This window comes from Alloactinosynnema sp. L-07 (genome assembly GCF_900070365.1).
Taxonomy (GTDB): Bacteria; Actinomycetota; Actinomycetes; order Mycobacteriales; family Pseudonocardiaceae; genus Actinokineospora.
The window spans coordinates 553,752-579,142 of sequence record NZ_LN850107.1; the positions used below are offsets into that span (position 1 = coordinate 553,752).

The 25,391-nt window shown below is 69.8% G+C and carries 31 protein-coding genes and 2 tRNA genes; 23 read left to right on the forward strand and 10 right to left on the reverse strand.

Annotated features, from left to right (window positions below):
- Nucleotides 1–14 precede the first annotated feature (14 nt).
- The 3 genes from BN1701_RS02750 to BN1701_RS02760 form a co-directional block, all read right to left on the reverse strand.
- Complete coding sequence (locus tag BN1701_RS02750) at nucleotides 15–425, reverse strand: Fur family transcriptional regulator (RefSeq protein WP_054045164.1); 411 nt, start codon at nucleotides 423–425, stop codon at nucleotides 15–17.
- Entirely contained in the window at nucleotides 422–817 is a 396-nt protein-coding gene (locus BN1701_RS02755; protein ID WP_054045165.1) for a metalloregulator ArsR/SmtB family transcription factor, read from the reverse strand. Before BN1701_RS02755 ends, BN1701_RS02750 begins: the two co-directional genes overlap by 4 nt.
- Nucleotides 818–939: 122 nt before the next feature.
- Complete coding sequence (locus BN1701_RS02760; RefSeq protein WP_231949462.1) at nucleotides 940–1,212, reverse strand: hypothetical protein; 273 nt, start codon at nucleotides 1,210–1,212, stop codon at nucleotides 940–942.
- Nucleotides 1,213–1,279: 67 nt separating this feature from the next.
- Here BN1701_RS02760 and BN1701_RS02765 point away from each other — a divergent pair, with 67 nt between their 5' ends.
- The 6 genes from BN1701_RS02765 (at nucleotide 1,280) to BN1701_RS02790 (ending at nucleotide 6,993) form a co-directional block, all read left to right on the forward strand.
- A complete protein-coding gene (locus BN1701_RS02765) occupies nucleotides 1,280–1,654 on the forward strand; it encodes an antibiotic biosynthesis monooxygenase (RefSeq protein WP_054045167.1) in 375 nt (124 codons plus the stop codon).
- Nucleotides 1,655–1,794: 140 nt separating this feature from the next.
- Nucleotides 1,795–2,376: a sigma-70 family RNA polymerase sigma factor gene (locus tag BN1701_RS02770; RefSeq protein WP_231949463.1), complete on the forward strand. Its 582-nt coding sequence runs from the start codon at nucleotides 1,795–1,797 to the stop codon at nucleotides 2,374–2,376.
- Nucleotides 2,361–3,011 carry a hypothetical protein gene (locus tag BN1701_RS02775; protein WP_054045172.1) on the forward strand — a complete coding sequence of 217 codons (651 nt, stop codon included), beginning with the start codon at nucleotides 2,361–2,363 and terminating at the stop codon, nucleotides 3,009–3,011. Before BN1701_RS02770 ends, BN1701_RS02775 begins: the two co-directional genes overlap by 16 nt.
- 82 nt (nucleotides 3,012–3,093) lie before the next feature.
- A complete protein-coding gene (locus BN1701_RS02780) occupies nucleotides 3,094–4,635 on the forward strand; it encodes a cytochrome D1 domain-containing protein (protein WP_054045174.1) in 1,542 nt (513 codons plus the stop codon).
- A 29-nt stretch (nucleotides 4,636–4,664) separates the two neighbouring features.
- Entirely contained in the window at nucleotides 4,665–5,399 is a 735-nt protein-coding gene (locus tag BN1701_RS02785; RefSeq protein WP_054045177.1) for a DUF1775 domain-containing protein, read from the forward strand.
- Between the two features lie 187 nt (nucleotides 5,400–5,586).
- Nucleotides 5,587–6,993: a glycine--tRNA ligase gene (locus BN1701_RS02790; RefSeq protein ID WP_054045179.1), complete on the forward strand. Its 1,407-nt coding sequence runs from the start codon at nucleotides 5,587–5,589 to the stop codon at nucleotides 6,991–6,993.
- Nucleotides 6,994–6,999: 6 nt separating this feature from the next.
- On the opposite strand, the gene BN1701_RS02795 is transcribed toward BN1701_RS02790, so the two are convergent.
- On the reverse strand, nucleotides 7,000–7,944 hold the full coding sequence (locus tag BN1701_RS02795) for a hypothetical protein (protein ID WP_054045181.1): 945 nt from the start codon (nucleotides 7,942–7,944) through the stop codon (nucleotides 7,000–7,002).
- Nucleotides 7,945–8,174: 230 nt separating this feature from the next.
- Here BN1701_RS02795 and BN1701_RS02800 point away from each other — a divergent pair, with 230 nt between their 5' ends.
- The 4 genes from BN1701_RS02800 to BN1701_RS02815 all read left to right on the forward strand — a co-directional run bounded on the left by BN1701_RS02800 (nucleotide 8,175) and on the right by BN1701_RS02815 (nucleotide 11,832).
- Nucleotides 8,175–8,759 (forward strand): YdcF family protein, encoded by a 585-nt coding sequence (locus tag BN1701_RS02800; RefSeq protein ID WP_231949808.1) that lies wholly within the window; start codon nucleotides 8,175–8,177, stop codon nucleotides 8,757–8,759.
- A 22-nt stretch (nucleotides 8,760–8,781) separates the two neighbouring features.
- Nucleotides 8,782–10,044, forward strand: a complete 1,263-nt coding sequence (locus BN1701_RS02805) for a deoxyguanosinetriphosphate triphosphohydrolase (RefSeq protein ID WP_054055568.1) — start codon at nucleotides 8,782–8,784, stop codon at nucleotides 10,042–10,044.
- Nucleotides 10,045–10,098: 54 nt separating this feature from the next.
- Nucleotides 10,099–11,184 carry a serpin family protein gene (locus tag BN1701_RS02810; RefSeq protein WP_231949464.1) on the forward strand — a complete coding sequence of 362 codons (1,086 nt, stop codon included), beginning with the start codon at nucleotides 10,099–10,101 and terminating at the stop codon, nucleotides 11,182–11,184.
- Nucleotides 11,185–11,265: 81 nt separating this feature from the next.
- A complete protein-coding gene (locus BN1701_RS02815) occupies nucleotides 11,266–11,832 on the forward strand; it encodes a carboxymuconolactone decarboxylase family protein (RefSeq protein WP_054045187.1) in 567 nt (188 codons plus the stop codon).
- 44 nt (nucleotides 11,833–11,876) lie between these two features.
- Here BN1701_RS02815 and sigJ read toward each other — a convergent pair whose 3' ends face one another.
- Nucleotides 11,877–12,812, reverse strand: a complete 936-nt coding sequence (gene sigJ, locus BN1701_RS02820; RefSeq protein ID WP_054045189.1) for an RNA polymerase sigma factor SigJ — start codon at nucleotides 12,810–12,812, stop codon at nucleotides 11,877–11,879.
- A gap of 49 nt (nucleotides 12,813–12,861) precedes the next feature.
- Between sigJ and dnaG the strand changes: the two genes are divergently transcribed.
- From dnaG to BN1701_RS02835, 3 genes are read left to right on the forward strand one after another with little or no spacing between them, the layout of a single operon-like run.
- Nucleotides 12,862–14,772 carry a DNA primase gene (gene dnaG / locus BN1701_RS02825; RefSeq protein ID WP_054045191.1) on the forward strand — a complete coding sequence of 637 codons (1,911 nt, stop codon included), beginning with the start codon at nucleotides 12,862–12,864 and terminating at the stop codon, nucleotides 14,770–14,772.
- Nucleotides 14,769–15,305: a hypothetical protein gene (locus BN1701_RS02830; RefSeq protein WP_054045194.1), complete on the forward strand. Its 537-nt coding sequence runs from the start codon at nucleotides 14,769–14,771 to the stop codon at nucleotides 15,303–15,305. Before dnaG ends, BN1701_RS02830 begins: the two co-directional genes overlap by 4 nt.
- Nucleotides 15,306–15,341: 36 nt before the next feature.
- Nucleotides 15,342–16,109, forward strand: coding sequence for a trans-aconitate 2-methyltransferase (locus tag BN1701_RS02835; protein WP_054045195.1), 768 nt, complete (start codon nucleotides 15,342–15,344; stop codon nucleotides 16,107–16,109).
- On the opposite strand, the gene BN1701_RS35210 is transcribed toward BN1701_RS02835, so the two are convergent.
- Nucleotides 16,106–16,330, reverse strand: coding sequence for a hypothetical protein (locus BN1701_RS35210; RefSeq protein ID WP_157367743.1), 225 nt, complete (start codon nucleotides 16,328–16,330; stop codon nucleotides 16,106–16,108). The two genes, BN1701_RS02835 and BN1701_RS35210, sit on opposite strands and share 4 nt — an antisense overlap.
- Nucleotides 16,331–16,433: 103 nt before the next feature.
- Between BN1701_RS35210 and BN1701_RS02840 the strand changes: the two genes are divergently transcribed.
- The 9 genes from BN1701_RS02840 to BN1701_RS02880 all read left to right on the forward strand — a co-directional run bounded on the left by BN1701_RS02840 (nucleotide 16,434) and on the right by BN1701_RS02880 (nucleotide 21,911).
- Nucleotides 16,434–16,506, forward strand: a tRNA-Asn gene (locus BN1701_RS02840).
- A 126-nt stretch (nucleotides 16,507–16,632) separates the two neighbouring features.
- Nucleotides 16,633–16,709 (forward strand) — tRNA-Ile (locus BN1701_RS02845).
- Between the two features lie 244 nt (nucleotides 16,710–16,953).
- Nucleotides 16,954–17,637: a proprotein convertase P-domain-containing protein gene (locus BN1701_RS02850; protein ID WP_054045197.1), complete on the forward strand. Its 684-nt coding sequence runs from the start codon at nucleotides 16,954–16,956 to the stop codon at nucleotides 17,635–17,637.
- A 132-nt stretch (nucleotides 17,638–17,769) separates the two neighbouring features.
- On the forward strand, nucleotides 17,770–18,528 hold the full coding sequence (locus BN1701_RS02855; RefSeq protein ID WP_054045199.1) for a DeoR/GlpR family DNA-binding transcription regulator: 759 nt from the start codon (nucleotides 17,770–17,772) through the stop codon (nucleotides 18,526–18,528).
- Nucleotides 18,525–18,983, forward strand: coding sequence for a 1-phosphofructokinase family hexose kinase (locus tag BN1701_RS02860; protein WP_054045201.1), 459 nt, complete (start codon nucleotides 18,525–18,527; stop codon nucleotides 18,981–18,983). Before BN1701_RS02855 ends, BN1701_RS02860 begins: the two co-directional genes overlap by 4 nt.
- 2 nt (nucleotides 18,984–18,985) lie before the next feature.
- Nucleotides 18,986–19,168 carry a hypothetical protein gene (locus BN1701_RS02865; protein WP_054045203.1) on the forward strand — a complete coding sequence of 61 codons (183 nt, stop codon included), beginning with the start codon at nucleotides 18,986–18,988 and terminating at the stop codon, nucleotides 19,166–19,168.
- Between the two features lie 9 nt (nucleotides 19,169–19,177).
- Complete coding sequence (locus BN1701_RS02870) at nucleotides 19,178–19,441, forward strand: HPr family phosphocarrier protein (RefSeq protein WP_054045205.1); 264 nt, start codon at nucleotides 19,178–19,180, stop codon at nucleotides 19,439–19,441.
- Complete coding sequence (ptsP, locus tag BN1701_RS02875; protein WP_054045207.1) at nucleotides 19,438–21,045, forward strand: phosphoenolpyruvate--protein phosphotransferase; 1,608 nt, start codon at nucleotides 19,438–19,440, stop codon at nucleotides 21,043–21,045. Before BN1701_RS02870 ends, ptsP begins: the two co-directional genes overlap by 4 nt.
- Nucleotides 21,046–21,050: 5 nt before the next feature.
- Nucleotides 21,051–21,911: an exodeoxyribonuclease III gene (locus tag BN1701_RS02880; RefSeq protein ID WP_054045208.1), complete on the forward strand. Its 861-nt coding sequence runs from the start codon at nucleotides 21,051–21,053 to the stop codon at nucleotides 21,909–21,911.
- 81 nt (nucleotides 21,912–21,992) lie between these two features.
- Here the strand turns inward: BN1701_RS02880 and BN1701_RS02885 are convergent, their stop codons facing one another.
- Nucleotides 21,993–22,790 carry a hypothetical protein gene (locus tag BN1701_RS02885; protein WP_054045211.1) on the reverse strand — a complete coding sequence of 266 codons (798 nt, stop codon included), beginning with the start codon at nucleotides 22,788–22,790 and terminating at the stop codon, nucleotides 21,993–21,995.
- Between the two features lie 174 nt (nucleotides 22,791–22,964).
- Between BN1701_RS02885 and BN1701_RS02890 the strand changes: the two genes are divergently transcribed.
- Complete coding sequence (locus BN1701_RS02890; protein ID WP_231949465.1) at nucleotides 22,965–23,282, forward strand: DUF6191 domain-containing protein; 318 nt, start codon at nucleotides 22,965–22,967, stop codon at nucleotides 23,280–23,282.
- Nucleotides 23,283–23,372: 90 nt separating this feature from the next.
- On the opposite strand, the gene BN1701_RS02895 is transcribed toward BN1701_RS02890, so the two are convergent.
- From BN1701_RS02895 to BN1701_RS02900, 3 genes are all read right to left on the reverse strand, one after another.
- Nucleotides 23,373–24,056 (reverse strand): peptidoglycan-binding protein, encoded by a 684-nt coding sequence (locus BN1701_RS02895; protein ID WP_054045213.1) that lies wholly within the window; start codon nucleotides 24,054–24,056, stop codon nucleotides 23,373–23,375.
- A 10-nt stretch (nucleotides 24,057–24,066) separates the two neighbouring features.
- A complete protein-coding gene (locus tag BN1701_RS36300) occupies nucleotides 24,067–24,237 on the reverse strand; it encodes a hypothetical protein (RefSeq protein ID WP_172803176.1) in 171 nt (56 codons plus the stop codon).
- A 62-nt stretch (nucleotides 24,238–24,299) separates the two neighbouring features.
- Nucleotides 24,300–25,268, reverse strand: a complete 969-nt coding sequence (locus tag BN1701_RS02900) for a GTP-binding protein (RefSeq protein WP_054045215.1) — start codon at nucleotides 25,266–25,268, stop codon at nucleotides 24,300–24,302.
- Nucleotides 25,269–25,391: the final 123 nt, after the last annotated feature.

Below are 25,391 nucleotides of genomic sequence, written 5' to 3' on the forward strand. Positions count from 1 at the left end.
CGGGCCGGAGGACCTCAGGTGCAGTTCGCGCAGGTCCCGAAGATCTCCACGGTGTGGCTGACCTCGGAGAACCCGTTCTCGGCCGCGACCCGGTCTGCCCACCGCTCCACCGCGGGACCCTCCACCTCGACGGTGTGCCCACACGACCTGCACACCAGGTGATGGTGGTGGTGACTCGAGCACCGCCGGTAGATCGCCTCACCCGAGTCGGTGCGCAGCACGTCGATCTCGCCCGCGTCGGCCAGCGACTGCAGGGTGCGATACACGGTGGTCAGGCCGATGCCCTCGCCCCGCTTGCGCAGCTCCTCATGCAGTTCCTGGGCCGAGCGGAAGTCGTCGAGCTGGTCGAGCAGCTGCGACACCGCCGTGCGCTGCCGCGTGGAGCGCTTGCCGGGAACGGTCGCCGAACGGTCGGTCGCGGTCACCGCGGGTCGCCCTCCTCCACGTGCGCCACAGCGTCGACGACGATGTGGGACAAGTGCTCATCCACCAGTCGGTAAACCACCTCACGGCCGTGCCGCTCGCCGTAGACCACCCCTGCCGACTTCAGCACCCGCAGGTGCTGGCTGATCAGCGGCTGAGCCACGCCAAGCGCCTCCACCAGTTCGTGCACGCACCGATCAGCCTCGCGCAACTCCAGCACGATCGCGATGCGGACCGGCGCGGCCAACGCCCGCAGCAGGTCGCCCGCCGCGGTCAGCGTCGTCGCGGGCCGCCGGTGAACGGGCAGCACCAGGGGACGGTCAGGCGAGTGTTCGTGCTGCTCGGCGGCTGCCCGCAGCTCGTGCGACGCGGCGTCCGAGGTCACGATCGACATCGTCCTCTCATAGGCCCCAAGCGCCGCTTCGACGTCCGGGTGATGGTTACCGTGTTCAACATCCTAGGCGGTCGACCTATTTCCCGACGGCAACACCGCTCAGCGCACCGATATCGACCGTTTCAGAGAACCGAGACAGCGATCGCGACCAACAGCCCGAGGACCAGAACCCGCCCCACCCGCTGACTCGCCGTCTGCACTCGCCAGGTCGCCGCGAGCAGCACGGCCACCCCCGCCGCCAGCACCCCAAGCAGCGCCGCTCCCAGCACGCCGCGGACCAGAACCCCGGCCGCGAACAGCCCCGCCACCAGGAGGAACACCACCAGCGGATGGATCCGGGCCAACGGCCCCCGACCGGCGAGCAGCGGTGCCCTGAACGATCGACCTTGCCCCACGGTGCCTCCCGGATCGGTTGGGCTACGGTGCTGCATCCTCGCACCACCCCCGGAAAGGCCGCCGACCGTGCTGCTGATCGCCAGGTTCACCGCCACCGAGCCCGAGTCGTTCACCGCTCGCGCGCAGCGTGCGCTGGAACTGCTGCTGGCCCAGCCGGGCTGCCGCCGCGGCCTGCTCGTCCGGTCCACCGAGTCCGCCGACAGCTGGGTGCTGACCGTCGAGTTCGAGTCGGTGTCGGCTTATCGCAAGTCGCTGTCTCCGTTCGACGTCCGTGAGCACGTGATCCCGTTTCTCGCCGAGGCCGACACCACCGAGCCCGCCGCGTACGAGGTCGTCATCGAGGCCGCCCCCGGCGACGTCCGCCGCCACACCAGCCTGCTCGCCGCCGACGCGGCGACCGTCCGCCTCGGCGAGGCGGGCGGCCCGACGACGCCCCGCTAGCGGCCTCACGCCGAGTCGGATGTGATCCGGGTCTCCCGTTTCGACACCCCAGGCCGGAACTGCGTATCCCTTGATGAACACGTCGTCTGCGGGAGTGGGGGATTCATGGCTTTTCGGTGCGGAACGGGACATGAGTGACCGTGGCTGTCCCAGGAAGTCCCCTTCGGTGGCTGCGTGGGCGGTCCGCGGCGCGAGGCCCGGAGCCCGCCGGGTTGCGGACCGAACGCGAGGTCCAGACCGCCTACGAAACCTACGGCGGGGAACTGTTCGGGTTCGCGTTCAAGGCACTGGACGACCGGCAGCTCGCCGAGGACGTGGTGCAGGAGACGTTCGTCCGTGCCTGGCGGTCGCGGCACGGCTTCGACGCGCACCAGGGCAGCATGCGGACTTGGCTGTTCGCCATAACCCGGAACGGGATTGTCGACGCCATCCGGCGGCGCCGGGTGGGTGCCGGTAGCCCGTCGGCCGCTGCCCTGCCCGATACGCCCTCGGCACTTGACCATGTTGATCAGCTTCTTGAGCAGATCCAGCTCGGCGAGGCGTTGGGGCGGTTGAGCCCGCAGCATCGGGAAGCGGTGGTCGGGGTGTATTTCGGTGGTCGCACCTGTGCCGAACTGGGCGAGGAACTGGGAATCCCGGCTTCCACCATGCGCAGTCGGCTGTACTACGGGATGCGCGCGTTGCGGTTGGTCCTGGAGGAGAACGGGTGGCTGGCGCCATGAAGGACGAGTGCTTCGCCTTCCGTCCGGTGCTGGCCGAGCGTCTGCTGCTCGGGACGCCGTTGCCCGCGGCGGTGTCCCGGCACCTCGACCAGTGCCAGGACTGTTCCCGCGAGGCGTCCGAGCTCGGCGATGTGGTCCGGTCACTGCGGCGGACCGACCCACGTGTCGAGGCGGTCGCACGCGAGTGGCCGTCGCGGGAGCTCGACGACCGAATTCGGGATGTGGTCCAAGCGGCGGCCCGACCCCGGCGCAGACGGCGCTTCGCGGTGGCGGTCGCCGCCGCTGCCATCGTCGCCGCGACCGCGGTGGTCGCCCCACTTGTCGCAGGCCCGGAACAACCACCTGCCACGGCGGCCACACTGGTCCGGCAGGGGCCGATGATCAGTCATCCGTGGGGCACTGAGGTCCCCGTGTCCCTGTCCGGGCTCCAGCCGGGACAGATCTACCGCCTGATGACCGTCAACTCGGCGGGCGCGCGGGCGCCGGGTGGCAGCGTGCGGGCGGCAACCGGTGAACCGGTCTCGACCCGCATGGTGACCGGCATGCGTCGGGACGCCATCACCGCCCTGATCGTCGAGGACGAAGAGGGCGCCACGGTGATCCACGTTCCGGTGGCGCCGCCCCCAACGACCTGAGGGCCCGACACACGCTTCCTGGCGTTCCCGTGGGCGATCAGGCGATTCGTCGCGCCCAAAACATCGAAACAAGGGAGAAAGAATGCGTTCCGCACGCCTTGCCACGTGGCTGTCGGTGGCCACGCTGGGGGTGGGAGCCGTAGGGCTGGCCATCACCTCCATCGCGCAGGCCAGTCCCGACCCCGCCGCTGCGTCCGCGGCGTCCTCGCAGTTCCCGATTCCGATCTCGGGCAAGGATCGCCTCTACACGGCTGACCAGACCTCCAACACCGTCACGGTGGTCGACCCGTCCACCAACACCACTTTGGGCACAATCGCGCTGGGTGACCAGCGAGTGGGCAGCACGCTGAGTCCGCAGTACCTCGGCGACGTCGGGGTGCACGGCTTAGCGTTCTCGCCGAACCGTCAGCGGCTGGCGGTGGTGAGCGTCACCAGCAACACCGTCGACATCGTGGACACGGAGTCAAACAAGGTCCTCAACTCCACCGACGTCGGCCGCGCCGCCCACGAGGGCAGCTTCACCGCCGACGGCAGGCAGTTCTGGGTCGCGAACCGGGGCCGAGACACGGTCACGATCGTCGACGCCGAGCGCGGCGGTGTCGTGGCCAACCTCGACGTGGGTGCGGGCCCATCGAAGGTGCTGATGAGCCCGAACGGCAGGTGGGCGTACGTCAACCACATCAGCAAGCCCGAGATCACCGTGATCGACGTGCGCGCTCGCCAGGTCAAGGACCGCATCACCGGCCTCGGTGACACGTTCTCCTCCGACCAGTCGATCTCGCCGGACGGCAAGGAGCTGTGGGCGGCCCACAAGCGTGCAGGCAAGGTCTCTGTGGTCGACCTGGTGGGCAACAAGGTCGTCTCCGTCCTCGAAACCGGCCCTGACACCAACCACCCGCAGTTCGCCGACACCCGCACCGGGAAGTACGTCTACCTGACGATGGGCGGGCTGGACGAGACCTGGGTCTACCGCCGGACCGGGGCGAACCCCGTCCCCGTCGCCAAGGTCAAGAACAACGGGCACGCCCCGCATGGGGCATGGGCCAGCGGCGACGGCACCCGCATGTACGTCGGCCTGGAGAAGTCCGACGCGGTGGACGTCATCGACACCGCCACCAACAAGGTGATCGACACTGTCAAGACGGGTCAGGAGCCGCAGGCCGTCGTCTACGCCCCGCGGGCCGCGAAGCCCGGCAGCGCCCTCAACCTCGGCCGTCAGGGGCTCGACCAGCAGGCACGCAATGTCCCCACCACGCTGCCTGACGGCACCGCGGGCGACACCCTGGACCCGGTCAAAGGCCGCGTCCTGGAGGCCACCATCCGCCCGGTCGGCGGCCTGGACATGATCCAGATCCAGGCCCGCCGCCTCACCCCGAACACCGTCTACCAGGCGTACTCCGTGGACGCCCACGGCCGCAGGACCCCGGTGTTCTCCTTCCCCACCAACGACAAGGGCGCGACCCCGATGGCGCTGTCCTTCGGCGTCTTCAACGGCAAGAGCGTCGCCATCGAGGCCCAGGGCGCGGTGACACCCGTTCGCAAGGCCGCCTTCGCCGCGCGGATCGATGGCGGCCACGGCCACTCGGTGACGACCGCCGACCTCACCTACTGCGACTGCTGCTGACCCCGACCCCGAACTGAGAGGACTTTCCCATGCCCAGCCGCACTCGACGGCACGTCACCCGCCTGACCGCCATCGCCGCGAGTGCGGCTGGAGCGTTCGTGCTCCTGGCCGGGCCGGCCGCGGCGCACGTCCGGGTCATCGCCGACGTGATCCCCGGACAGCCCGCCACCCTCCAGTTCCGTGTCCCCAGCGAACTGGCCGACGCGACAACGGTGCGGATCGCCGTCGTCGTGCCGCCAGAGGTCGAGGTCACCGAAGTGCCGCTGAAGGAAGGATGGACGGCGGAGACCATCCCCGGGCCTGCCGACCAGGGCGCCCGGTTGGTGTGGACGGCCGAGCCGGGACACGAGATCCAGCCCGCTGAGAGCGCGACCTTCCCGGTGCTGGTCGGGCCCGTTCCCGACCAGCGCTCCCTCACCTTCAACACCGAGCAGACCTACTCCAACGGCACCGTCGCCGCGTGGAACCAGCCGCAAACCGGCGGCGAGGAGCCACCTTTCCCCGCGCCAGTGCTCATCATCAACCCCGAGGCCGCCCCGCCCACCGGGAACGCGGGGCACCCTCCAGCCACCGGCACCGCCCACCCGGGCGCCGGGTCCACCGCGCCGTCCATAGCCAACGTGGCGGGAGACTCGACAGGTGCCGGACAGACGGGACTGTCCGCTGGGCTCTTGGGTGGTATCGGTCTCGGCGTGGTGCTCGTTGGTGTGGTCACCGCCATCCTGCTCCGACGGCGTAGGAGCAGGATGGCGGCGCGCTCGTAGTGCCCCGCTCGGGTCGGACGGCGCTCGCTGATCCCGCCCGTTGCCTGCCCAGTACGCGGGCCGCCCGCCACGCGCGGTGATCGTCGAGTGGTCGAACGAGCGCCCACAGTGACTCCCCGATCGGGTACCGGGAAGGTCGCGGACTACCCTGGCGGCCTGCGACCTTGAGTTCCCGCATGGAGGGTCAGTGCCAGCCGACCGGATCGACACCGTCGTCAGCCTCTGCAAGCGCAGAGGCTTCGTCTACCCGTGCGGCGAGATCTACGGCGGCACCAGGTCGGCCTGGGACTACGGACCCCTTGGCGTCGAACTCAAGGACAACATCAAGCGCGCGTGGTGGAAGACCATGGTGCAGGGCCGCGACGACGTCGTGGGTCTCGACTCGTCGGTGATCCTGCCGCGCCAGGTATGGGTCGCATCCGGACACGTCACCGCCTTCCATGATCCGTTGGTCGAGTGCACCTCCTGTCACAAGCGTTTCCGGGCCGATCAGCTGGCCGAGGAGTACGCCGCCCGGACCGGCAAGGACCTGCCGGGCGCCGCCTCGGCGAACCCGGTGTACGACCTGTCCGACGTGCCGTGCCCGAACTGCGGCACCCGCGGTCAGTACACCGAGCCGCGCGAGTTCAACATGATGCTCAAGACCCACCTCGGCCCGGTGGAGACCGACGAGGGAGTGCACTACCTGCGCCCCGAGACCGCGCAGGGCATCTTCGTCAACTTCCTGAACGTGCAGACCACCTCCCGTCGCAAGCCGCCGTTCGGCATCGGTCAGATCGGCAAGTCGTTCCGCAACGAGATCACCCCCGGCAACTTCATCTTCCGCACCCGCGAGTTCGAACAGATGGAGATGGAGTTCTTCGTCGAACCCGGCACGGACGACGAGTGGCACCAGTACTGGATCGATGAGCGGATGCGCTGGTACACCGATCTTGGTATCGCCAAGGACAACCTCCGTGTCTATGAGCACCCGCAAGAGAAGCTGTCGCACTACTCCAAGCGGACCGTGGACATCGAGTACCGCTTCCAGTTCGGCGGCCAGGAGTGGGGTGAGCTGGAGGGCATCGCCAACCGCGCCGACTTCGACCTGACCACCCACTCCAACCACTCCGGCGTGGACCTGTCCTACTTCGACCAGGCCACGAACTCCCGTTACCGGCCGTTCGTCATCGAGCCCGCCGCGGGTGTCGGCCGCCCGATGATGGCGTTCCTGCTCGACGCCTACGTCGAGGACGAGGCGCCCAACGCCAAGGGCGGGATCGACAAGCGGATCGTGCTCCGGCTCGACCGCAGGCTCGCCCCGGTCAAGGTCGCCGTGCTCCCGCTGTCCCGCAACGCGGACCTCTCGCCGAAGGCCCGCGACGTCGCCGCGGCACTGCGAAAGCACTGGAACGTCGACTTCGACGACGCCGGTGCCATCGGTCGCCGGTACCGCAGGCAGGACGAGATCGGTACCCCGTTCTGCGTCACCGTCGACTTCGACACCCTCAACGACCATGCCGTGACGATCCGCGAACGCGACACCATGTCGCAGGACCGTGTCTCACTCGACCAGTTGGAGTCCTACCTGGCCGGGCAGCTCATCGGCTGCTGAGTTCGCTCAGGAGGCCACCACCTCCGGCCGTGGTCGGGCGGAGGCCGACCGATAGGCATTCCGCAGATCCTCCACGACTGCCGCGGCGTCCTTCTGGGCGCGCTGAGCTGTCGTGTGCACGGCCACCACACCGTGCGCGGTCATCCGGTCCGCCCGGTCGGACACCGACTGTGCCGTGCGCGCCGCCCACGGCCGGTGAGCGTCGAAGTCCCACGCCATTCCGACGTCGTCCCACCAGGCGTCGACGATGCCCAGATGGACTTTGTCGGGCGTGCTCAGCCGGATGCCCCATTCCGGCGGCGGCAGGCCTGCCCGCGCGACGAGTTCTCGCGCGATGTGACCGCCCGCCAAGCGAAATCCGCGGTCGACATCGGCGAGGACTTGCCGCAGCAGCGTTGTTCCTTGCTTGCGGCCGCGGTCGAGTTCGTGCCGCAACGACTCCACCGGCACGGCGCCCACGTGTATGGCGTCGAGCACGAGCACGCGAACCTCGGTATGGGACGCGGTCGCCCGGCACGCGTCGACCGTCGCCCGCGCCAGCGGCGCGACGGGAAACCCGTTTCGCCACAACGGGTTCGGCGGGCGGATGGTCGGCTCGATCCGCACTGAGCCATCGGACCGGCGCGGCCCGTGGCTCGACACGAGCAGATGGATCGCGCCTTGCGACGGCGTCGACAAGTCGTGCAGCCACATCGCCTCGCGGCCGGTGACCACGCCGTTCGCACCGGCGAGGTGCAGTGCGGCTTGGAGACGTTGGGCTCGGGTGGGCGGGCTGTCGCTCAGCAGGGCAACATCGGGCTGAAGCTGTTGCCAGGGGCCGTTCTCGCCGCAGAGCTCGCGAATGTCGCCCCGCGTCAGCCCGAGCGCGTTGAGTTGGGCCGCGCGGGCGACACCGTGGGGGAACACGGACGGAAGGCTTTCCAGGTCGAGTACCGCTTGGTTGGTTTCCATGGCTTCGAGCAAACCGGGACGCGGCGGCGATCGCCAGGGGTCACCCGCCGCCTGTGGATGAATTGGGCCATTGTGGACAACTCGGCCGCCGGACCATCGGATCGTCGGCGGGTCGAGGTACAGTGGCCCGGGCCGACCCGGGTGCCTCGTCTGAAAGGATGCGGAACGTGCCCGCTCAGCCCCGCCCCATCCTGCGTGCCGTGCGACGGCTGTTCGTCGGCATCGTGCTGATGTGCCTGCTCGTCGTCGGCGGCACGGCGTTCCGGGTCTGGCAGGTCGCGCGCATCGATGACCGTGACCACGCCGACGTCGTCGTGGTCCTCGGCGCGGCCCAGTACGCGGGCAAGCCGTCCAAGGTACTGGAAGCCAGGCTTCGCAAGGCGAAGGCCCTGTACGAAGCGGGCATCGCCAACTACGTGGTCACCGGCGGCGGCAGGCGGGAAGGCGACCGGTTCACCGAGGCCGAGGCAGGCCGGGCGTGGCTGGTCAAGCAGGGTGTGCCCCGCGATCGGGTGATCGATGTCGGCGAGGGCAACGACACCTTGGGAACCATGCGCGCGGTGGCGGCCGAGGTGAAGCGGCGCGGCTGGGAGTCCGCGGTGATCGTCAGCGATCCATGGCACTCGCTGCGCGCGCGCACGATGGCCCACGACGCGGGCTTGGACGCCTGGACCTCGCCCACGCACACCGGTCCGATCGTCCAGACCCGCGAGACGCAGGCCCGCTACATCTTTCGCGAGACCGCGGCGCTGCTTTACTACCGCGCGACGAACGCCTCCGCGGACGGGATCGCGCTCGACGGCGAGGTCGGTTGACCGGCCCGTAGTCTCTGTGACCGTGAGCCCCGGTTACTCAGAGCACGACATCGATCGCCTTTTCGTGGAGGCGCCCAAAGGAGCGACCCTGGTGGGCGCGCTGCCCGCCGTGCGGTCACCATTCAGCCGAGACCGCGCGCGCGTCCTGCACTCGGCGGCGCTGCGCAGACTCGCGGGAAAGACGCAGGTCGTGGGTCCGAACGAGGGCTCGGATGTGCATGGCATCCCGCGCACCCGGCTCACCCACTCCCTTGAGGTAGCCCAGATCGGCCGGGGCATCGCCGAGGAACTCGGGTGCGACCCGGACATCGTCGAGACCGCCGGGCTCGCCCACGACATCGGCCATCCGCCATTCGGGCACAACGGTGAACGGGCGCTCGACGAGGCAGCCAAGGACTGCGGCGGGTTCGAGGGCAACGCCCAGACCCTGCGGATCCTGGTCCGGCTCGAACCGAAGATCCTCGGCCACGGCCTGAACCTCACCAGGGCCTCGCTCGACGCCGCGACCAAGTATCCGTGGCCTCGGCGCGACGGCGTCCGGAAGTTCGGTGTCTACGACGACGACATCGAGGTCTTCGACTGGATTCGGGACGGTGCGCCGCCGGACCGGCAGTGCATCGAGGCCCAGTTGATGGACTGGTCGGACGACGTGGCGTACTCCGTGCACGATGTCGAGGACGGCGTCCGCGCGGGCCGGATCACGTTGGGCTCGCTCGCCGACCCGGCTGAGCGTGCCGCGATAGCGCAGATGGCCTCGAAGCACTTCTCCTCGGAACCGGTCTCGGCGCTGGAGAACGCGGCGACCGAGCTGCTCACCCTCCCGGTCGTCGCGGAGGCCCGCGCGTACGACGGGTCGTTGGACGCACAGGTCGCGCTCAAGCGGCTGACCAGCGAGTTGGTCGGCCGGTACGCCTCGGCGGTGGTGACAGGAACCCGCAAAGCCCACGGCAACGGACCGCTGACCAGGTATTCCGCCGACCTGGTCATCCCACACCAGGTCGCAGCCGAGGTCGCGCTGCTCAAGGCCATGGCGGTTCGGTACGTGATGAGTGACCCGGTCCGGCTGGCCATGCAGGCCAGGCAGCGCGGGCTGATCACGAATCTGGTCGCGACGCTCATCAGACGGGGTGCCGAGGTCCTCGAACCCGCTTTCCGACCCGCCTGGGCGGCGGCGACCGACCACGGCGCGCGGCTGCGGGTGGTCGTCGACCAAGTCGCCTCCCTGACCGACGCGCAGGCCGTCACCTGGCACGCCGAGCTTGTGGACAACTTCCGAGCCTGCTAGCCCAAAGCCGGCACACTCGTGAGACGGACACCACAAGTCGTCGGGGAGTCAGCCGTGTCGCATCTGGAATTCACCCTCGCTCTGCACCGCGCGATCGCGGGGAATCCCACGGAACAGGTGTGCTGGTCGCCGTACTCGGTGGCCAGCGCGCTCGGCTTGCTGGCGCTGGGTGCCCGAGGTGGGAGCCGCCGGGAACTCGTCGAGCTGTTCGGCGACCTCGACGACCTCACAACCCTGATCGCGGGCGCGGCCACGTTGGACAAGGCGGGGACCGACGAGGACGAACCCGTGATCGCGGTGACGAACACGCTGTGGGCCGACGCGTCGGTCAGGGTGGAGAGCTCGTTCGCCGACGAGCTTTCCCGGTGGTCGGACGGATCGGTGCGCAATGCTCCATTTAGGACGGAACCGGTCAAGGCGCGCGATGAGATCAACGCCGACGTCGCGGAGACCACCAGAGGGCTGATCCCGGAACTGCTGCCCGAGGGGTCGATCAACTCCGACACGGTCTCCGCCTTGGTCAACGCGTTGTACTTGAAGTGCGCGTGGCGCAACAAGTTCAGCGAGTTCCTGACCGAGCCCAAGCCGTTCCACACCGCGGCCGGGGTGGTCGAGGTGCCGACGATGGCGCTGAACGAGTCGGTGCCCTATGCCGCGACCAGCGGGTGGCAGGTCGTCGGGCTGCCTGCCATCGGCGGTGTCGAGGCGGTGATCCTGCTCCCGGACGGCGATCTCGCCGACGCCGAGCCGGAGCTGACAGCCGAGTCCTTGGGCGCGCTGCTCAACGCGCCTGAACATCGTCAAGTCGCGTTGTCGCTCCCGAAGTTGAAGGTCAGCACCCAAGCCGAGTTGTCACCCGCGCTGCGATCGGTCGGTGTTCGTGAGGTGTTCGGCGACCAAGCGGACCTGAGCGGGATCAGTCCGGATCCGCTGGCAGTGGAGGCGATCCTGCACGAGTCCGTGCTCAAGATCGATGAGCAGGGATTCGAGGGCGCGGCCGCGACCGCGGTGATGATGCGGATGCTGTCGATGCCCGCCGAACCCCTGCCGGTGGTTGTCGACAAGCCGTTCCTGTTGCTCGTCCGGCACGCGGGCACGGGCGCGGTGTACTTCATGGCGCGGGTCACAGACCCATCCTGAGAGGAGGTTGTCACGTCTAGTCCTGGTGTCTCGTCCACCTGGTGAACGGCCCAGATCGGGGGCCGACACAGGGAGGTTGAGATGCCGCGCATCAAAGCTGTCACGACGGGAGAAGCCGGTCCGCTGTTGCGCACCATCTACTGGTTCGCCCGACGCCGGTTCGGTGCGGTGCCGGAGCCGGTGGCGGTGTCGGCACACCACCGCGGGCTGATGATGGCCAGTGCCCGGCATGAGTTGGCCGTGCAGAAGGCGTCGAAGGTGCTGCCCGCCAGCGTTCGTGAGCTGGCGGTCTACCGGGTGGCCCAGTCACTCGGCTGCTCATGGTGCGTCGACTTCGGCACCATGCTGCAGCGGCTCGACGGACTGGACATCGACCGGCTCAAAGAGATCGACAACTACGCCGAATCGGACGCCTACAGCGCCCACGAGCGGCTTGCCATCGCCTACGCCGACGCGATGACCAGCAATCCCGTCAGCGTGACCGACGAACAGGTCGCCGAACTCAAGGATGTCTTCGGGGAGAAAGGGGTGATCGAACTCAGCTACCAGATCGGGCTGGAGAACATGCGCGCCAGGGTCAACAGCGCGCTCGGCATCGTCGACCAGGGCTTCACCTCGGGCGACGCCTGCCGGATCCCGACACCCTGACCAGGCGCCTCGGCCGCCCGCGCGGTGGGCGGGTCGCAGCGTGGTCAGCGGGTGTAGCCGGTCAGCTTGTCCGGGTTCACGATGTCGTAGATCGCGGCGACCTGTCCGTCGCGCAAGGCGAAGGCGGTGACCCGGCGGTTGACCTCGCGGTGCACGCCGTCGCTCGGGATGTCGGGTATGGCCATCGCGAGATCGCCGTTGACCAGGACGAGTTCGCTCTTGCCGAGGTTCTCCAAGCCGTACATCTTGACGAGGCCGAGCATGAAGCGGGCGATGTTGTCCGGGCCGACGACGAAGTTGCGCGCCGTGCGGGCCTTGCCGTCGCTGTCGCCGACGAGCACGGCGTCGGGGTGCAGCAGGCTGACGACCTTGGCGAGGTCGCCCGCGCTGAGTGCGGCGAGGAGGGCCTGAACCACGGCGCCTTGGTCGGCCAATGCCGCGCGAGGTGGCGGGTCGGCGTCGGCGGCGGCGCGGCGACCGCGGGAGGCGTGCTGGCGGGCGGTCGCCTCGGAACAGCCTAGGGTGGCGGCGATCTCGGTGAAGGGCACGCCGAACGCGTCGTGCAGGACAAAGGCGACACGCTGTTCCGGGGTGAGCTTGTCCAGGACGACCAGGGCCGCCATGCGCACACCGTCGTCGCGGACGATCGCGTCCAGCGGATCCTCGCTGGTCGGGGTGCCGAACGGGGTGACCACCGGCTCGGGCAGCCAGGGTCCGACGTAGCGTTCGCGGCGGACCGCGGCCGAGCGCAGCCGGTCCAGGCACAGGCGTCCGACGACGGTGGTCAGCCATCCGCGCAGGTCACGGATGTCGGCGCGGGCCCGGTCGTCCAAAGCGGACAGTCGCAGCCAGGCTTCCTGGATGGCGTCCTCGGCGTCGGACAGCGTGCTGGTCAGGCGGTAGGCGACACCGAGCAGGTGGGTGCGGTGCTCGGTGAAGCGCATTGCCAGATCAGAGTCGCTGACGGTCACGGGACTCATCCTAGGGCGGGACACCTCGCCCTTGGGCGCGCGCATAGACTCGACTGTTGTGGCGGGGCGAATCCGGGAAAGTGACATAGCGCAGGTTCGCGAGCGCAGCCGGATCGACGACGTCGTCGGCGAGTACGTGGCGCTCCGCCGCGCGGGTGGCGGCGCGCTCAAGGGGCTGTGCCCGTTCCACGACGAGAAGACGCCGTCGTTCAACGTTCGGCCGACGCATGGGACCTTCCACTGCTTCGGCTGCGGCGAGGGCGGCGACGTGATCGCCTTCGTAATGAAGATCGATCACCTGTCGTTCGTGGAGTCGGTCGAGCGGCTGGCCGAGCGGGTCGGACTCCAGCTGACCTACGAGGGCGGCGGCACCAGCGTGCAGCGCGACCGCGGCACCCGGTCGCGGCTGGTCGACGCGCACAAGGCGGCGGCCGAGTTCTACGCCGAGCAGCTGCGGGGGCCCGACGCGATGATCGCGCGCGAGTTCCTGGCCGAGCGCGGCTTCGACCAGGCCGCGGCGGCGGCGTTCGGCTGTGGGTACGCGCCCGCGGGCTGGGACAAGCTGACCAAGCACCTGCTGGGTCGGGGTTTCGAGCTGGCCGAGCTGATCAAGGGCGGGTTGTCCCGCGAGGGACGGCAGGGCCCGATCGACAAGTTCCACCGCAGGCTGCTGTGGCCGATCAAGGACATCGGCGGCGACGTGGTGGGCTTCGGCGCGCGCAGGCTGCACGACGACGACCAGATCCAGGCGAAGTACCTCAACACCAGCGAGAGCCCGATCTACAAGAAGTCGCAGGTCCTGTTCGGCCTCGACCTGGCCAAGCGCGAGATCGCCAAGCGGCACCAGGTCGTGGTCGTGGAGGGCTACACCGACGTCATGGCGATGCACGCCTCGGGCGTGCTCACCGCGGTCGCGTCCTGCGGCACGGCGTTCGGCAGCGAGCACATCCAGGTGCTGCGCAGGCTGCTCATGGACGACGACGCCTTCCGCGGCGAGGTGATCTTCACCTTCGACGGGGACGAGGCGGGACAGAAGGCCGCCCTCAAGGCGTTCGACGACGACCAGCAGTTCTCCGCCCAGACCTTCGTCGCCATCGCGCCGGACGGGATGGACCCGTGTGAGCTGCGGCAGGCCAAGGGCGAGGTCGCCGTGCGCGACCTGGTCGCCCGCAGGCAGCCGCTGTTCGCCTTCGCCATCCGCGCCGAGCTGTCCTCGCACGACCTCGACACCGCCGAGGGGCGGGTCGACGCACTCCGCCGCACGGTGCCGATGGTGGCCCGGATCAAGGACCACTCACTGCGGGACGAGTACGCGCGCCAACTCACCGGCTGGGTCGGCTGGGACGATGTCGCCACGGTCGTGCGCCGGGTGCGCGAGAGCGCGGGCGCGCCGGTCGCCGCGAATACCCGCCGTTCGCGCGCGGTCGACCCGAACCAGGGCGCCCTGGCCGTCGAAGTCGACACTGGTCCGCCGCGGCCGGACCCGCGTGATCCCCGGCTCAACGCCCAGCGCGAGGTGCTCAAGCTGGCGCTGCAGGAGCCCGCGCTCGCCGGGCCGATGTATGACTCGCTGCCGCTGGAGGTATTCACCCATCCCGCGTACGAGGCCGTGCACCGAGCCGTGATCGATGCGGGCGGGACAGCCTCCGGGCTGGCGGGGGCGGAACTGCTCGACTCGGTGGCGAAGAACTGTTCGACACAGACGCTCAAGACCCTGGTCAGCGAGCTCGCCGTCGAGCCGATGCCGCTGCCGAACAAGAACTCCGCCGCCGAGCGCTACTCGTCGGCGATCCTCGCCGCGCTGCAGCGCGAGCTCGTGGCCAAACAGATCGCGGAGATCAAGTCCCGGCTCCAGCGGGTGTCGCCGGTCGACAACCCGGAGGAGGCCCGCGCGCTCTGGGGCGACCTGGTGGCCATGGAGGAGTGGTACAAGGCGCTGGGCAAGCAGGCGGCCGGGGGAATGGCATGAGCTTTCTGGACCGACTGCTCGGCAGCGGCGTCCCCAAGGGGTTCGCCGGCGAGCTGGACGCCGACGAGGCGGTCGTGGGCTCGGCGCCCGTGCGCGGCGGGGGGCACGTCGTGGCGACGTCGCTGGGCCTGTGGGTTCCCGACGGCGACGGCGCCCGGCGCATCGGCTGGCACCTGGTCACCAAGGCCACCTGGGGGAGTGGCGTGTTCGTGATCACCGAGGCCGAGGAGACCGAACACGCGGGCAACGCGGTGATCTTGGCGGATCTGCCGCCGGTCAAGGTGGTCGTGGAGTCGCCGGGAAAGCTGCCGCAGGCGGTCCACCGTCGGGTGACCGGGTCGATCCGGTCGCGGCACCACCGTGAGCTGCCCGGCGGTGGGGCGTGGTTCGTGCAGCGGAAAGTCCCAGGTCAGGACGGCACGGTTCTGCAGGTCCGCCCCGACCCGGGAACCGACCTGGACGCCGTGCGGGCCATCGCGACCGAGGTCGCGGCGAAAATCGCCGACGCCAGGGGACACGAGACGCTAGAGTAAACAGTACGTACGTACGGTTTGCTTGGGAGGCGACTCATGTGGGACCCGGACAAGTACCTGACTTTCGGCGATCACCGCGGCAGGCCCTTTCATGACCTCGTCGCCCGCATCGGCGCCGAGTCCCCGCGGTCGGTCGTCGATCTGGGCTGTGGCCCCGGAAACCTCACCGAGACGCTGACCCGGCGCTGGCCTGACGCGAAGCTGGTCGGCTACGACTCGTCCCCCGAGATGGTCGAGGCGGCGGGGGAGCGCGCGGTGACTGTGCGGCTCGGCTCGATCGAGAGCTGGCGCCCCGATGCCGACACCGACGTCGTCATCAGCAACGCCGCCCTGCAGTGGGTGCCGGGCCACGTCGACCTGCTCCGTCGGTGGGTCCAGGCGCTGTCACCCGGCGCCTGGATCGCCGTCCAGGTGCCCGGCAACTTCGCCGCCCCATCCCACGAACTCGTCCGCGAACTGGCCCGCGAACCCCGCTGGCGCGACAGTCTCGCCCAGGTCGTCCTCCGTGAGGACGACGCGGTCCTCGACCCCACCGGCTACGCCGACGCCATGGCCGACGCGGGCTGTGACGTCGATGCCTGGGAGACCACCTACCAACAGCGGCTGACGGGCGAGAACCCCGTGTTCGACTGGATCACCGGCACCGCCCTGCGCCCCATCCGAGCCGCCGTGCCCGACGCCGAATGGGCCGAGTTCCGCGCCGCCCTGACCCCGCGCCTCCACAAGGCTTACCCCCATCGCGCTGACGGCACGACGTGGTTCCCGTTCCGCCGCGTCTTCTTCGTCGCGAGGACCCCGAGCTAGCCGCGCTTGAACCTCTCGCCGACCTTCGCCCGCGCGATCCCGGCCGCCCCTTGAACAGCGGGATGGTCGGCGATCCGCCGGTAGGTCCGCATGATCTGGTCGTAGCGCCCACGACCCGCCTTGGAGCCGAGGACATAACCGACACCGGCCCCCAACAGGAACCCCATCACGATGTTCGCCTCCAGAACCCGCTTGACTCTGCCCCTTACATCCTCCCTCACCTGGGGTCCCGGCGCTGCGGGCCGGTGGAGGGACCCCGCGAAAACCACGTTGTCGCTGTGCGCTAGAGTTGTGCCAACGTTGGGCCACGGTCCAACGGAGTAATCCTCCATAGCTCAATTGGCAGAGCATGCGACTGTTAATCGCAGGGTTGTTGGTTCGAGTCCAACTGGAGGAGCAAACCCCCAGGTCACAGGCCTGGGGGTTTTGTCGTTCGGCTGCTGCGCAACACTTTGGGCACACAGTGAAGGTCGATCCAGCAAGATCCCCTTCGGTGCCGATTGGGTAGGATCGGCCGGAGTTGGGGGCGGTAGCTCAGTTGGTCAGAGCAGGGGACTCATAATCCCTTGGCCGTCGGTTCGAGCCCGACCCGCCCCACCACTTGACCAGCGGAAACGCTGATAGCTTGGCCCCAATGCCTCGGAATGCCCGCGAACAGACGGCAAACGGTCCGCGCAGGCAGCCGCACGCGGCGGGCCCACGGCAGCGGTATGTCGGCCAGTCCAGGATCGTGGCCGCGATCGCGACCCTGCGGGCCTCGTTGCCGCGTGGTTGACCTTGTGACGTGCGCGTAACCGTCAGTAGGCTGGCGATCCCTGCATCCCAGTGATGGGAGTTGATTCGCTTGTCCCGCAAGGTATTCACAGTCATAGCCGCCCTGATCGCGCTGCTGGTCACGGGTTCGCCCGCGCTCGCGCAGAGCGATCCGGTGGTGGCCGACCCCGGTGACCGCACCGGGGTGATGGGCATGGCCGTCAGCCTGCAGCTGACCGCCACCGGCGGCACCACCCCCTACACCTGGTCAGCGGCCAATCTCCCGCCCGGACTGACGGTGGCGGCGGCGACCGGGCTGGTGTCCGGGACTCCGCAGCAATGGGGCCTCTACGAGGTCACCGCGACCGCCAAGGACTCGGTGGGGAGGTTGGGGTCGGTGACGTTCAACTGGAACATCGTCACGCCCCCGGTTCCTTGCGGCAACGGCAACTCCACCGACTACCCGATCCGTGACAAGTCCACAGTGGACAGCCCGATCACGGTGACCAACTGCCCGACCCACGGGCTGCCGAACTCCCGCGTCGAAGTGCACATCAAGCACACCTACATCGGCGACCTCGTGGTCAGCCTGGTCTCGCCGGACGGCACGGTCTTCGTCCTGCACAACCGGACCGGCGGCGGCACCGACGACATCAACCAGTCCTACCCGGTCAACCTCTCCGGCGAGTGGGTCGAGGGCACCTGGAAGCTGCGGGTCCGCGACACCGCGTACCGCGACACCGGGTTCATCGACTCCTGGAGCATCGCGCTGTAGCTGAGCTTGCGAACGCCCGTCCGGCAGCAGCCGGGCGGGCGTTCAGTCGTTCCAGGCTACCCATCAGTAACCCTTGACCCCACCGAAACAAAGACGTACAAAGATGAAACAACAAGAAACGAAGGGGAAGTCATGTACGCCGCCGAACGTCAGCAGGTCATCGCCGAGCGGGCCCGCGCGGCGGGACGGGTCGAGGTGGCCGCGTTGGCCGAGGACCTGGGGGTCACCACGGAGACCGTCCGACGTGACCTCGACGCGCTGGAGAAGCGTGGGGTGCTGCGGCGGGTCCACGGGGGAGCGATTCCGGTCGAGCGGTTGCGGTTCGAGCCGGAACTGGCCGCCCGCGATGCCGAGGCGACCGCGGAGAAGCAGCGCATCGCCAAGGCCGCGCTCGCCGAACTGCCCGCGGAAGGCGTGGTCCTGCTCGACGCGGGAAGCACGACCGCCCGGTTGGCCGAACTGCTGCCCGCAGACCGCGACCTGACTGTCGTGACCAACGGCCTGCCGATCGCGTTGGCCCTGGCCAACCGGGGGCTCAACGTGCTCAGCCTCGGCGGCCGGGTGCGGACGAAGACCCTGGCGGGAGTTGACGCGTGGGCGCTCAACGCGCTGCGCGACCTCTACGTCGACGTCGCTTTCCTTGGCACCAACGGACTCACCGCCGGGCGCGGCCTGAGCACGCCGGACCAGGCCGAGGCCGCGGTCAAACAGGCCATGGTCACCGCCGCGCGGCGGGTCGTGGTGCTGGCCGACTCGTCCAAGGTCGGCACCGACTGCTTCGCCCGCTTCGCCACCCTGGACCAGGTCGACGTGATCATCACCGACGACGGCCTCGATGCGCTGGAAGCCGCCGAGTTCGAGGCGGCAGGCCCGACGGTGGTGCGCGCGTGATCGTCACTGTCACCGCCAACCCGAGTGTCGACCGGACCATCGAGATCGACGTGTTCCAGCGCGGCGCCGTCACCCGGACCCGGTCGGCCCTGCTCGACGCGGGCGGCAAGGGCGTCAACGTCGCTCGCGCGCTCGCCGCGAACGGGCACCGCGCCACCGCGGTGCTGCCCACCGGCGGTGCCGAAGGCGTGCAGCTCACGGCGCTGCTGGCCGCCGCGGGCATCGCGGTGGTGGAGGTGCCGGTCGCCGGGGCCGTGCGGTCCAACATCACCATCGCCGAGGCGGACGGGACGACCACCAAGCTCAACGAACCCGGTCCCCACCTCAGCGTGGGAGAACGTGACCGGCTGGTCGCCTCGACACTCGAAGCCGCCAAGGGCGCCGAGTGGGTCGCCCTCTGCGGCAGCCTCCCGCCGGGCGTGCCGACCGACTTCTACGCCGGACCGGCGGGCTGACGATGGCCGTCGGCGCGACCTCGCTGGCCCCGCACGGCGGCATCTGGGTCGTCGGGCTCATCGGCAAGCCGCTGCTGGTGCTGCTCGCCATCGCGGTCGGCACCGCGATCACCGCGGTGAGTGTGGTGGCCGCGAAATCGTTGGGCCGCACCGAATCCACCGTTCCCGTTCCCGCGACTGTCTGAGGAGCACCTATGTCCGAGCGTCGAGTGACCATCGCCTCCACCGTGGGCCTGCACGCACGTCCCGCGAAACTGTTCGTCGAGGCCGCCGCCGGCCAGTCCGTCCGCGTGACGATCGCCAAGGGCGACCGGGCGGTCGACGCCGGCAGCATCCTGTCGGTCCTGGGGCTGGACGCTCGCGGCGGCGACGAGGTCGTGCTCGCCGCGGACGGCGACGGCGCCGACGAGGCACTGGCCGCCCTCGTGGCCGTTCTGGAAGTCGACCACGACTCATGACCATCGGTGTCAGCCCCGGCGTGGCGGCGGGCCCCGTCGCCCGCTTGGGCCTTCCGCCCCAACTGCCCTATGTCGTCCCAGCGGCGGCGGCGGACGACGCCGCGAGGGCGGCCACCGCGCTGGAGGAGACGGCGGTCGAGTTGGAGCGGCGGGCCAAGCTCGCCGGGTCGGAAGCGGCCGAGGTGCTGGCCGCCGCGGCGCTGATGGCACGGGACCCGGCGCTGGCCGCCAACGTCCAGGACCTGGTCGCGCAGGGCGTGCCCGCCGCGTGGGCGGTGGACCGCGCGATCGGCGGCTACCGCCAACTGCTGGCTGCGGCGGGCCCATACATGGCCGAGCGGGTGGCCGATCTCGACGACATCCGCGACCGCGCGGTCGCCCGGCTGCTCGGCCTGCCGATGCCGGGACTTCCCGCGCCAGGGCACCCGTATGTGCTGGTGGCGCGGGATCTCGCGCCCGCCGACACGGCCCTGCTCGATCCGACCGTGGTCCTCGCGCTGGTCACCGAACGCGGCGGTCCGACCAGCCACACGGCGATCCTGGCCAAGTCGCTGGGCATCCCAGCCGTCGTCGCGTGCGCCGCCGCGGAGTCCTTTGTGGATGGACAGGTCGTTGTTGTCGACGGCGACTCCGGCGAGGTCACGCCCGAGCCCACCGCGGCGCGGCTCGCCGAGGTGGCCGAACGGCGGGCTGCCCGGGCGAAGCGGGCGACGGCGACCGGCCCCGGCCGGACCAAGGACGGACACCCGGTCGCCCTGCTGGCCAACATCGGCGGTCCCACCGACCTCTCGGCCGATCTTGAGGGCGTGGGCTTGTTCCGTACCGAGTTCCTGTTCCTCGACCGCGCGGAGGAGCCGTCGGTCGCCGAACAGCGCGAGGTGTACCGGCAGGTCCTGGCGCCGCTGGCCGGGCGCAAGGTCGTGGTCCGCACGCTCGACGCTGGTGCGGACAAGCCGGTGCCCTACGCGTGCCCGGACCCGGAGGACAACCCGGCACTCGGCGTCCGCGGGCTGCGGACGTCCTGGCGGCGGCCCGACCTGCTGCACGACCAGCTCGAAGCGCTCGCGCTCGCGGCACGGGACACCGGCGCCCAGCCCTGGGTGATGGCGCCCATGGTCGCCACGGCCGCGGAGGCGGCCACGTTCGCCGCCGCCGCGCGTGCGCACGGGATCGACAAGGTCGGCGTGATGATCGAGATCCCGGCCGCGGCGCTGCGCGCCGACACGGTCCTGGCCGAGGTCGACTTCGTCAGCATCGGCACCAACGACCTCGCCCAGTACACCTTCGCCGCAGACCGGCAACTCGGCGCGCTCGCCGAGTTGCTCGACCCGTGGCAGCCCGCACTGCTCGACCTGATCGCCGCGACCGCGCGGGCCGGGGCGCGCGCGGGCAAACCGGTCGGGGTGTGCGGCGAGGCGGCAGGCGATCCGCGGCTGGCACCCGTGCTGGTCGGGCTGGGCATCGACTCGCTGTCGATGGCTCCGGTCAGCGTCGCCGATGTCCGGGCGTCCCTGGCCGAGTACACCTTCGACCAGTGCCGGGAACTCGCCGCCGCGGTGCTCGCGGCGGACAGCCCCGAGCAGGCGCGGGCGGCACTAGGGTAGGTCGGGTGCGGCTGGCCACGTGGAACGTCAACTCGGTCAAACAGCGGGAACCCAGGCTGCTGGCCTGGCTCGACCAGCGGCAGCCGGACGTCGTCTGTCTGCAGGAGACCAAGCTGACCGACGACGCGTTCACCACGCTCCTGGGCGCCAAGCTGGCCGAACGCGGCTACGCGGTGGCACTCAGCGGCGAGGTCCAGTGGAACGGCGTGGCCATCCTCAGCCGGGTCGGACTCGACGACGTCGAGGTGGGCTTCGCGGGCGCCCCCGGCTTCCCGGACCTGGAGGCCCGCGCGGTGTCGGCGACCTGCGGCGGGATCCGGGTCCACTCGCTGTACGTGCCGAACGGGCGCGTGCCGGACTCCGACCACTACCACTACAAGCTGGCGTGGCTGGCCGCGCTGCGCGAGGTCGTCGCCGCCGGGCCGCCCGAGGTGATGGTGTGCGGGGACATGAACATCGCGCCCACCGACGCCGACGTGTTCGACCCGGAGGCCTACATCGGCGAGACCCACGTGACCGCGCCCGAACGCGCCGCGCTGGCCGAGTTGCAGGCGGTCGGGCTGCACGACGTGGTGCGCGACCGGTGGCCGGACGAGACGGTCTTCACCTATTGGGACTACCGGGCGGGCATGTTCCATCAGAATCTGGGCATGCGGATCGATCTGGTCCTGGCCGGGGCGCCGGTCGCGGAGCGGGTGCGGGCGGCGTGGGTCGACCGGCACGCGCGCAAGGGGACTGGGCCGAGCGACCACGCGCCGGTCATGGTCGACATCGACGTGGCTCCGGATGGGGACATCGGGCCGGTCGTGCCGCCGCCGTCCGCCGGGCGTCCCCGCCGATCGGTGAAGCTGCCTCAAGCGAAGTAATCGTCCAACAATCCTAATGTTGAACAATCCTAATGTTGAACAATGGGCTGCCGCGGTCGAGGAACCGCGGCCGCCCGGCCGTCAGAAGATGTGGAACGTGCGCACCGACGCCCAGGTCCCGCCGTCGCCGGGGGAGGGGCCGGTGAAGGTGCCGCCGAGGACCTTCGCGCCCATGACGACGCCGGGGACGCCGACGACGGCGCCGTAGCCGACCATGTGCATCAGCACGAGGTGGCCGTCGGTGTCGCCGATGACGGTGTGCAGGCCGCCGGTGGAGATGAAGTTGCCGCCGACGTAGGTGCCGATCTGGTTGATGTGGAAGTCGCCGATGGGAAGCAGGCCGCGGTGCGGGCCGGTGAGCACGGCGGCGATGAACGGGTATTCGGCGGCGGTGGTCTGCGCGGGCTCGGCCATCTTCGCGTCGGTCAGCGCGGCGATCGGGCCGCTGTGGCCGTCGGTGGTGGTGAAGGTGCCCGAGAAGCCCTTGGGGCCGGCGAGCCAGGACTTGCCGGTGAGCCAGCCGTCGAAGGCGGTGTAGCGGACCTCTGGCGCGATGAACGGCTTCTGGACCACCGTCAGCTGGACCTCACCGGTGCGCTCGGTCTGCGGCATGTTCACTCGCGCGGCGCGGGCCTGGCCGGTGAGTACCGTGGTCGTGGTCTTGAAGAAGATGCCCGTGGTGGTCTGGGAGACGACCTTCGTCGGGGTCAGTTCGCCGCGCCAGAACGGGTTGGTGTCGTGGGCGTCGTCGCCGAAGACGAACCCGATCGTGAGGTGTTCGGCGAACGGCGCCGACACGGCCGCGGCGGACGCGCTGGGCACGGTGACGCCGAAGACCGCGACGAGGGCGATGACCGTCGCGCGGAGAAAGGCCCGCATGTTGTCTCCTTGGGGGACGGGGCTCGGGAAGCTAGCCATACCGCCCCGACCCGCCGCGCGGATAGAGCAGGGTTCGGCGGTGTTTCCGCAGGCCTGGGCATATGCGCGAGCCCACAACCAACGTTGTCGCCGAGGACAAGGAACCAATCTGCCCGCCGCGGAGTTCTTCGGGGTGTGAACGTCGGCCTGCTGTGGGCGCTGTCCCTGCCCGGGCTGGTGGTCGGCCTGATCGCGCTGGCCGCCGTCGAACGCCTCGGCGCGTGGGCGGGCGCGCGACGGCTGCTGCCCTGGCGACGCAAAGGCACGCTCGTCTCGGCGTCGGGCTTCGAGGAACTGGACGCCTTGTTCTCCACCGGCAAGCGCCTGGAGTTGGAGGAGCGCAAGTCCCACACCCTGATGCGCGACGAGGAAGAGGCAGGCGCCCCACCCCGCACCAAGATCGACCTCGACAACGGCACCGCACGACTGGTACTGCCGCCCGACCCCACCTAAGGGGACCGTGACGGCAGCCGACCACGGTTGCCGCCCAAACCCGCACTTCTCATCTCCAGGCGACCAACCCCTGAATTCCGGGGAGGCGGGCTAGGGCACGTCGAACCGCCATCTCAGGTTGAGCGAGCCACCCCATTCCACCGACCCGGAGCCGTCCTCCGGCCGCCATTTCAGGTCGAGGTCGCCGCGCAGGAACAGGTCGACGTTGCGCAGCGGGCGCACACCGAACTCGGCCTCGTTGTCCAGCCCGAACTCGAACCCGTGCTCACGGGTCCAGTCCAGGGTCAGGCGGGTGGTCTCGGTCAGGAACCAGTCGCGCCACAGCGGCAGCTCGCGGTTGAACAGCTGCACACTGCCGTTGCCCGCCAGCGGTCCCGCGCCCGCCCCCAGGGTGAGCCGGGCGCCGGGATGGGTGGCTAGGTCGAAGGAGTCGAAGTCCTGCAGCATCCGCTCCAGGGTCGTGTCGTCCCAGTGCAGGTGCAGCTGGGCCGGGATGCGCAGATCCACCGGGTTCGTGCCCGATGGCGTCGCGGCGGCGGTGCCTTCCAACGCCTGCCAGGTCGCGTCATCGACGACCCCCGTCTCCGGAAGGCCTTCGCGCTGCTGGAAGAACCGGACCGAGCCCTCGGTGAGCGGACCGAACAGCCCGTCGACCGGGCTCAGCCGGATCTGATCGGCGGCCGCCTCGGCGGCGAGCTGGTTGGCCAGCAGGCCCTGCAGGTACTCGACCCACGCGGTCTCGTCGCTGTCGCGGCGCAGCTCAGGGTTGCCCATCGCGCGCTCCTCAGGCGATCGCGGAGCCCGAGGCCCCGTGGGTGATGGTGGGATCGACGCCTTCGACGCAGTCGGGCACGGGTTCGCCCTCCAGCCAGGCGACCCAGTCGGCGTCGAGGTCGACCGAGCTGCCCGGCGCGATCTCCTGCTCGAACTCGACGCCGGTGATTTCGCTGTCCATCGGGCCATCGTCCGGCCGGGAACCGGACCCGACCAGGTCCGAGGGGGCGGTCGGAAGGGCAGTCAGTCGCGGACGTAGCGGGTGACCGACAGCAGATCGAGCGGGTCGACCGAGGCCGGGTCGGATTCGACGGCGTCGGCGAGCGTCTTGGTGATCAGCTCCAGGTCGAGCCCGGCGCCGATCATCACCAGTCGCGTGTCATGCGACTCGGATTCGGGGCGCACGCTGATGTAGGTGCCGACGGTCTGCACTGAATACCGTTCGGTATCGCCGAAGTGCACGTACCCCTTCATCCGGTACAGGCCGTCGGGGCGCTCGGTGAGGAATCGGGCGAATCGCGTGGGGTTCAGTGGCTGCCCACTGGTGAACGTGGTCGTCTCGTAGGCGGCGTGGATGTGTGGCTCGTGGTCGGCCAGATCGTCGAAGGACAGCTGCCGCCAGGCGGGATCGGGCCGGTCGACGGGCTCGAACAGCAGCGCGGGATCGACGCGGCCGTGTTCGATCGGCATCACCGGCACGCCTTCGGCCAGTTCGCGGACCAGGGCCAGGACACCCGGCTGGGCACGGTCCATTTTGTTCAGCAGCACCAGATCCGCGTACCGCAGGTGCTTGTCGAGCTGTGGGTGGCGCAGGCGCGTCGCGGTGAACTCCGCGGCGTCGACGACCTCCACCAGACCACCGTAGGTGACCCGCGGATTGGTGCTGCCCATTACCAGCCGCACCATCGCGGGCGGCTCGGCGAGGCCGCTGGCCTCGATCACGATGACGTCGACCGGGGCGTCCGGGGTGGCCAGTCGGTCGAGCATGGCGTCGAGGTCGCTGACGTCGACCACGCAGCACAGGCAGCCGTTGCCCAGGGTCACCATCGAGTCGACCTGGGCGGCCACCGTCATCGCGTCGATGTTGACTCGGCCGAAGTCGTTGACGATGACGCCGATGCGCGTGCCGGTGCGCGAGGTCAGCAAATGGTTGAGCATCGTGGTCTTGCCCGACCCCAGGAATCCCGCGACCACGACCACAGGGATGGTCACGGGCCCAGGATAGCGGCGTCGCGGCGTTGTCCGGCCCACCGCGGCCCGTGTCGGTCGCTCTACTTTGATCGTCTTCGACCCCCGATCCGGCAACGGAACGTGATCGTCCGGTTGCCCGCTGGT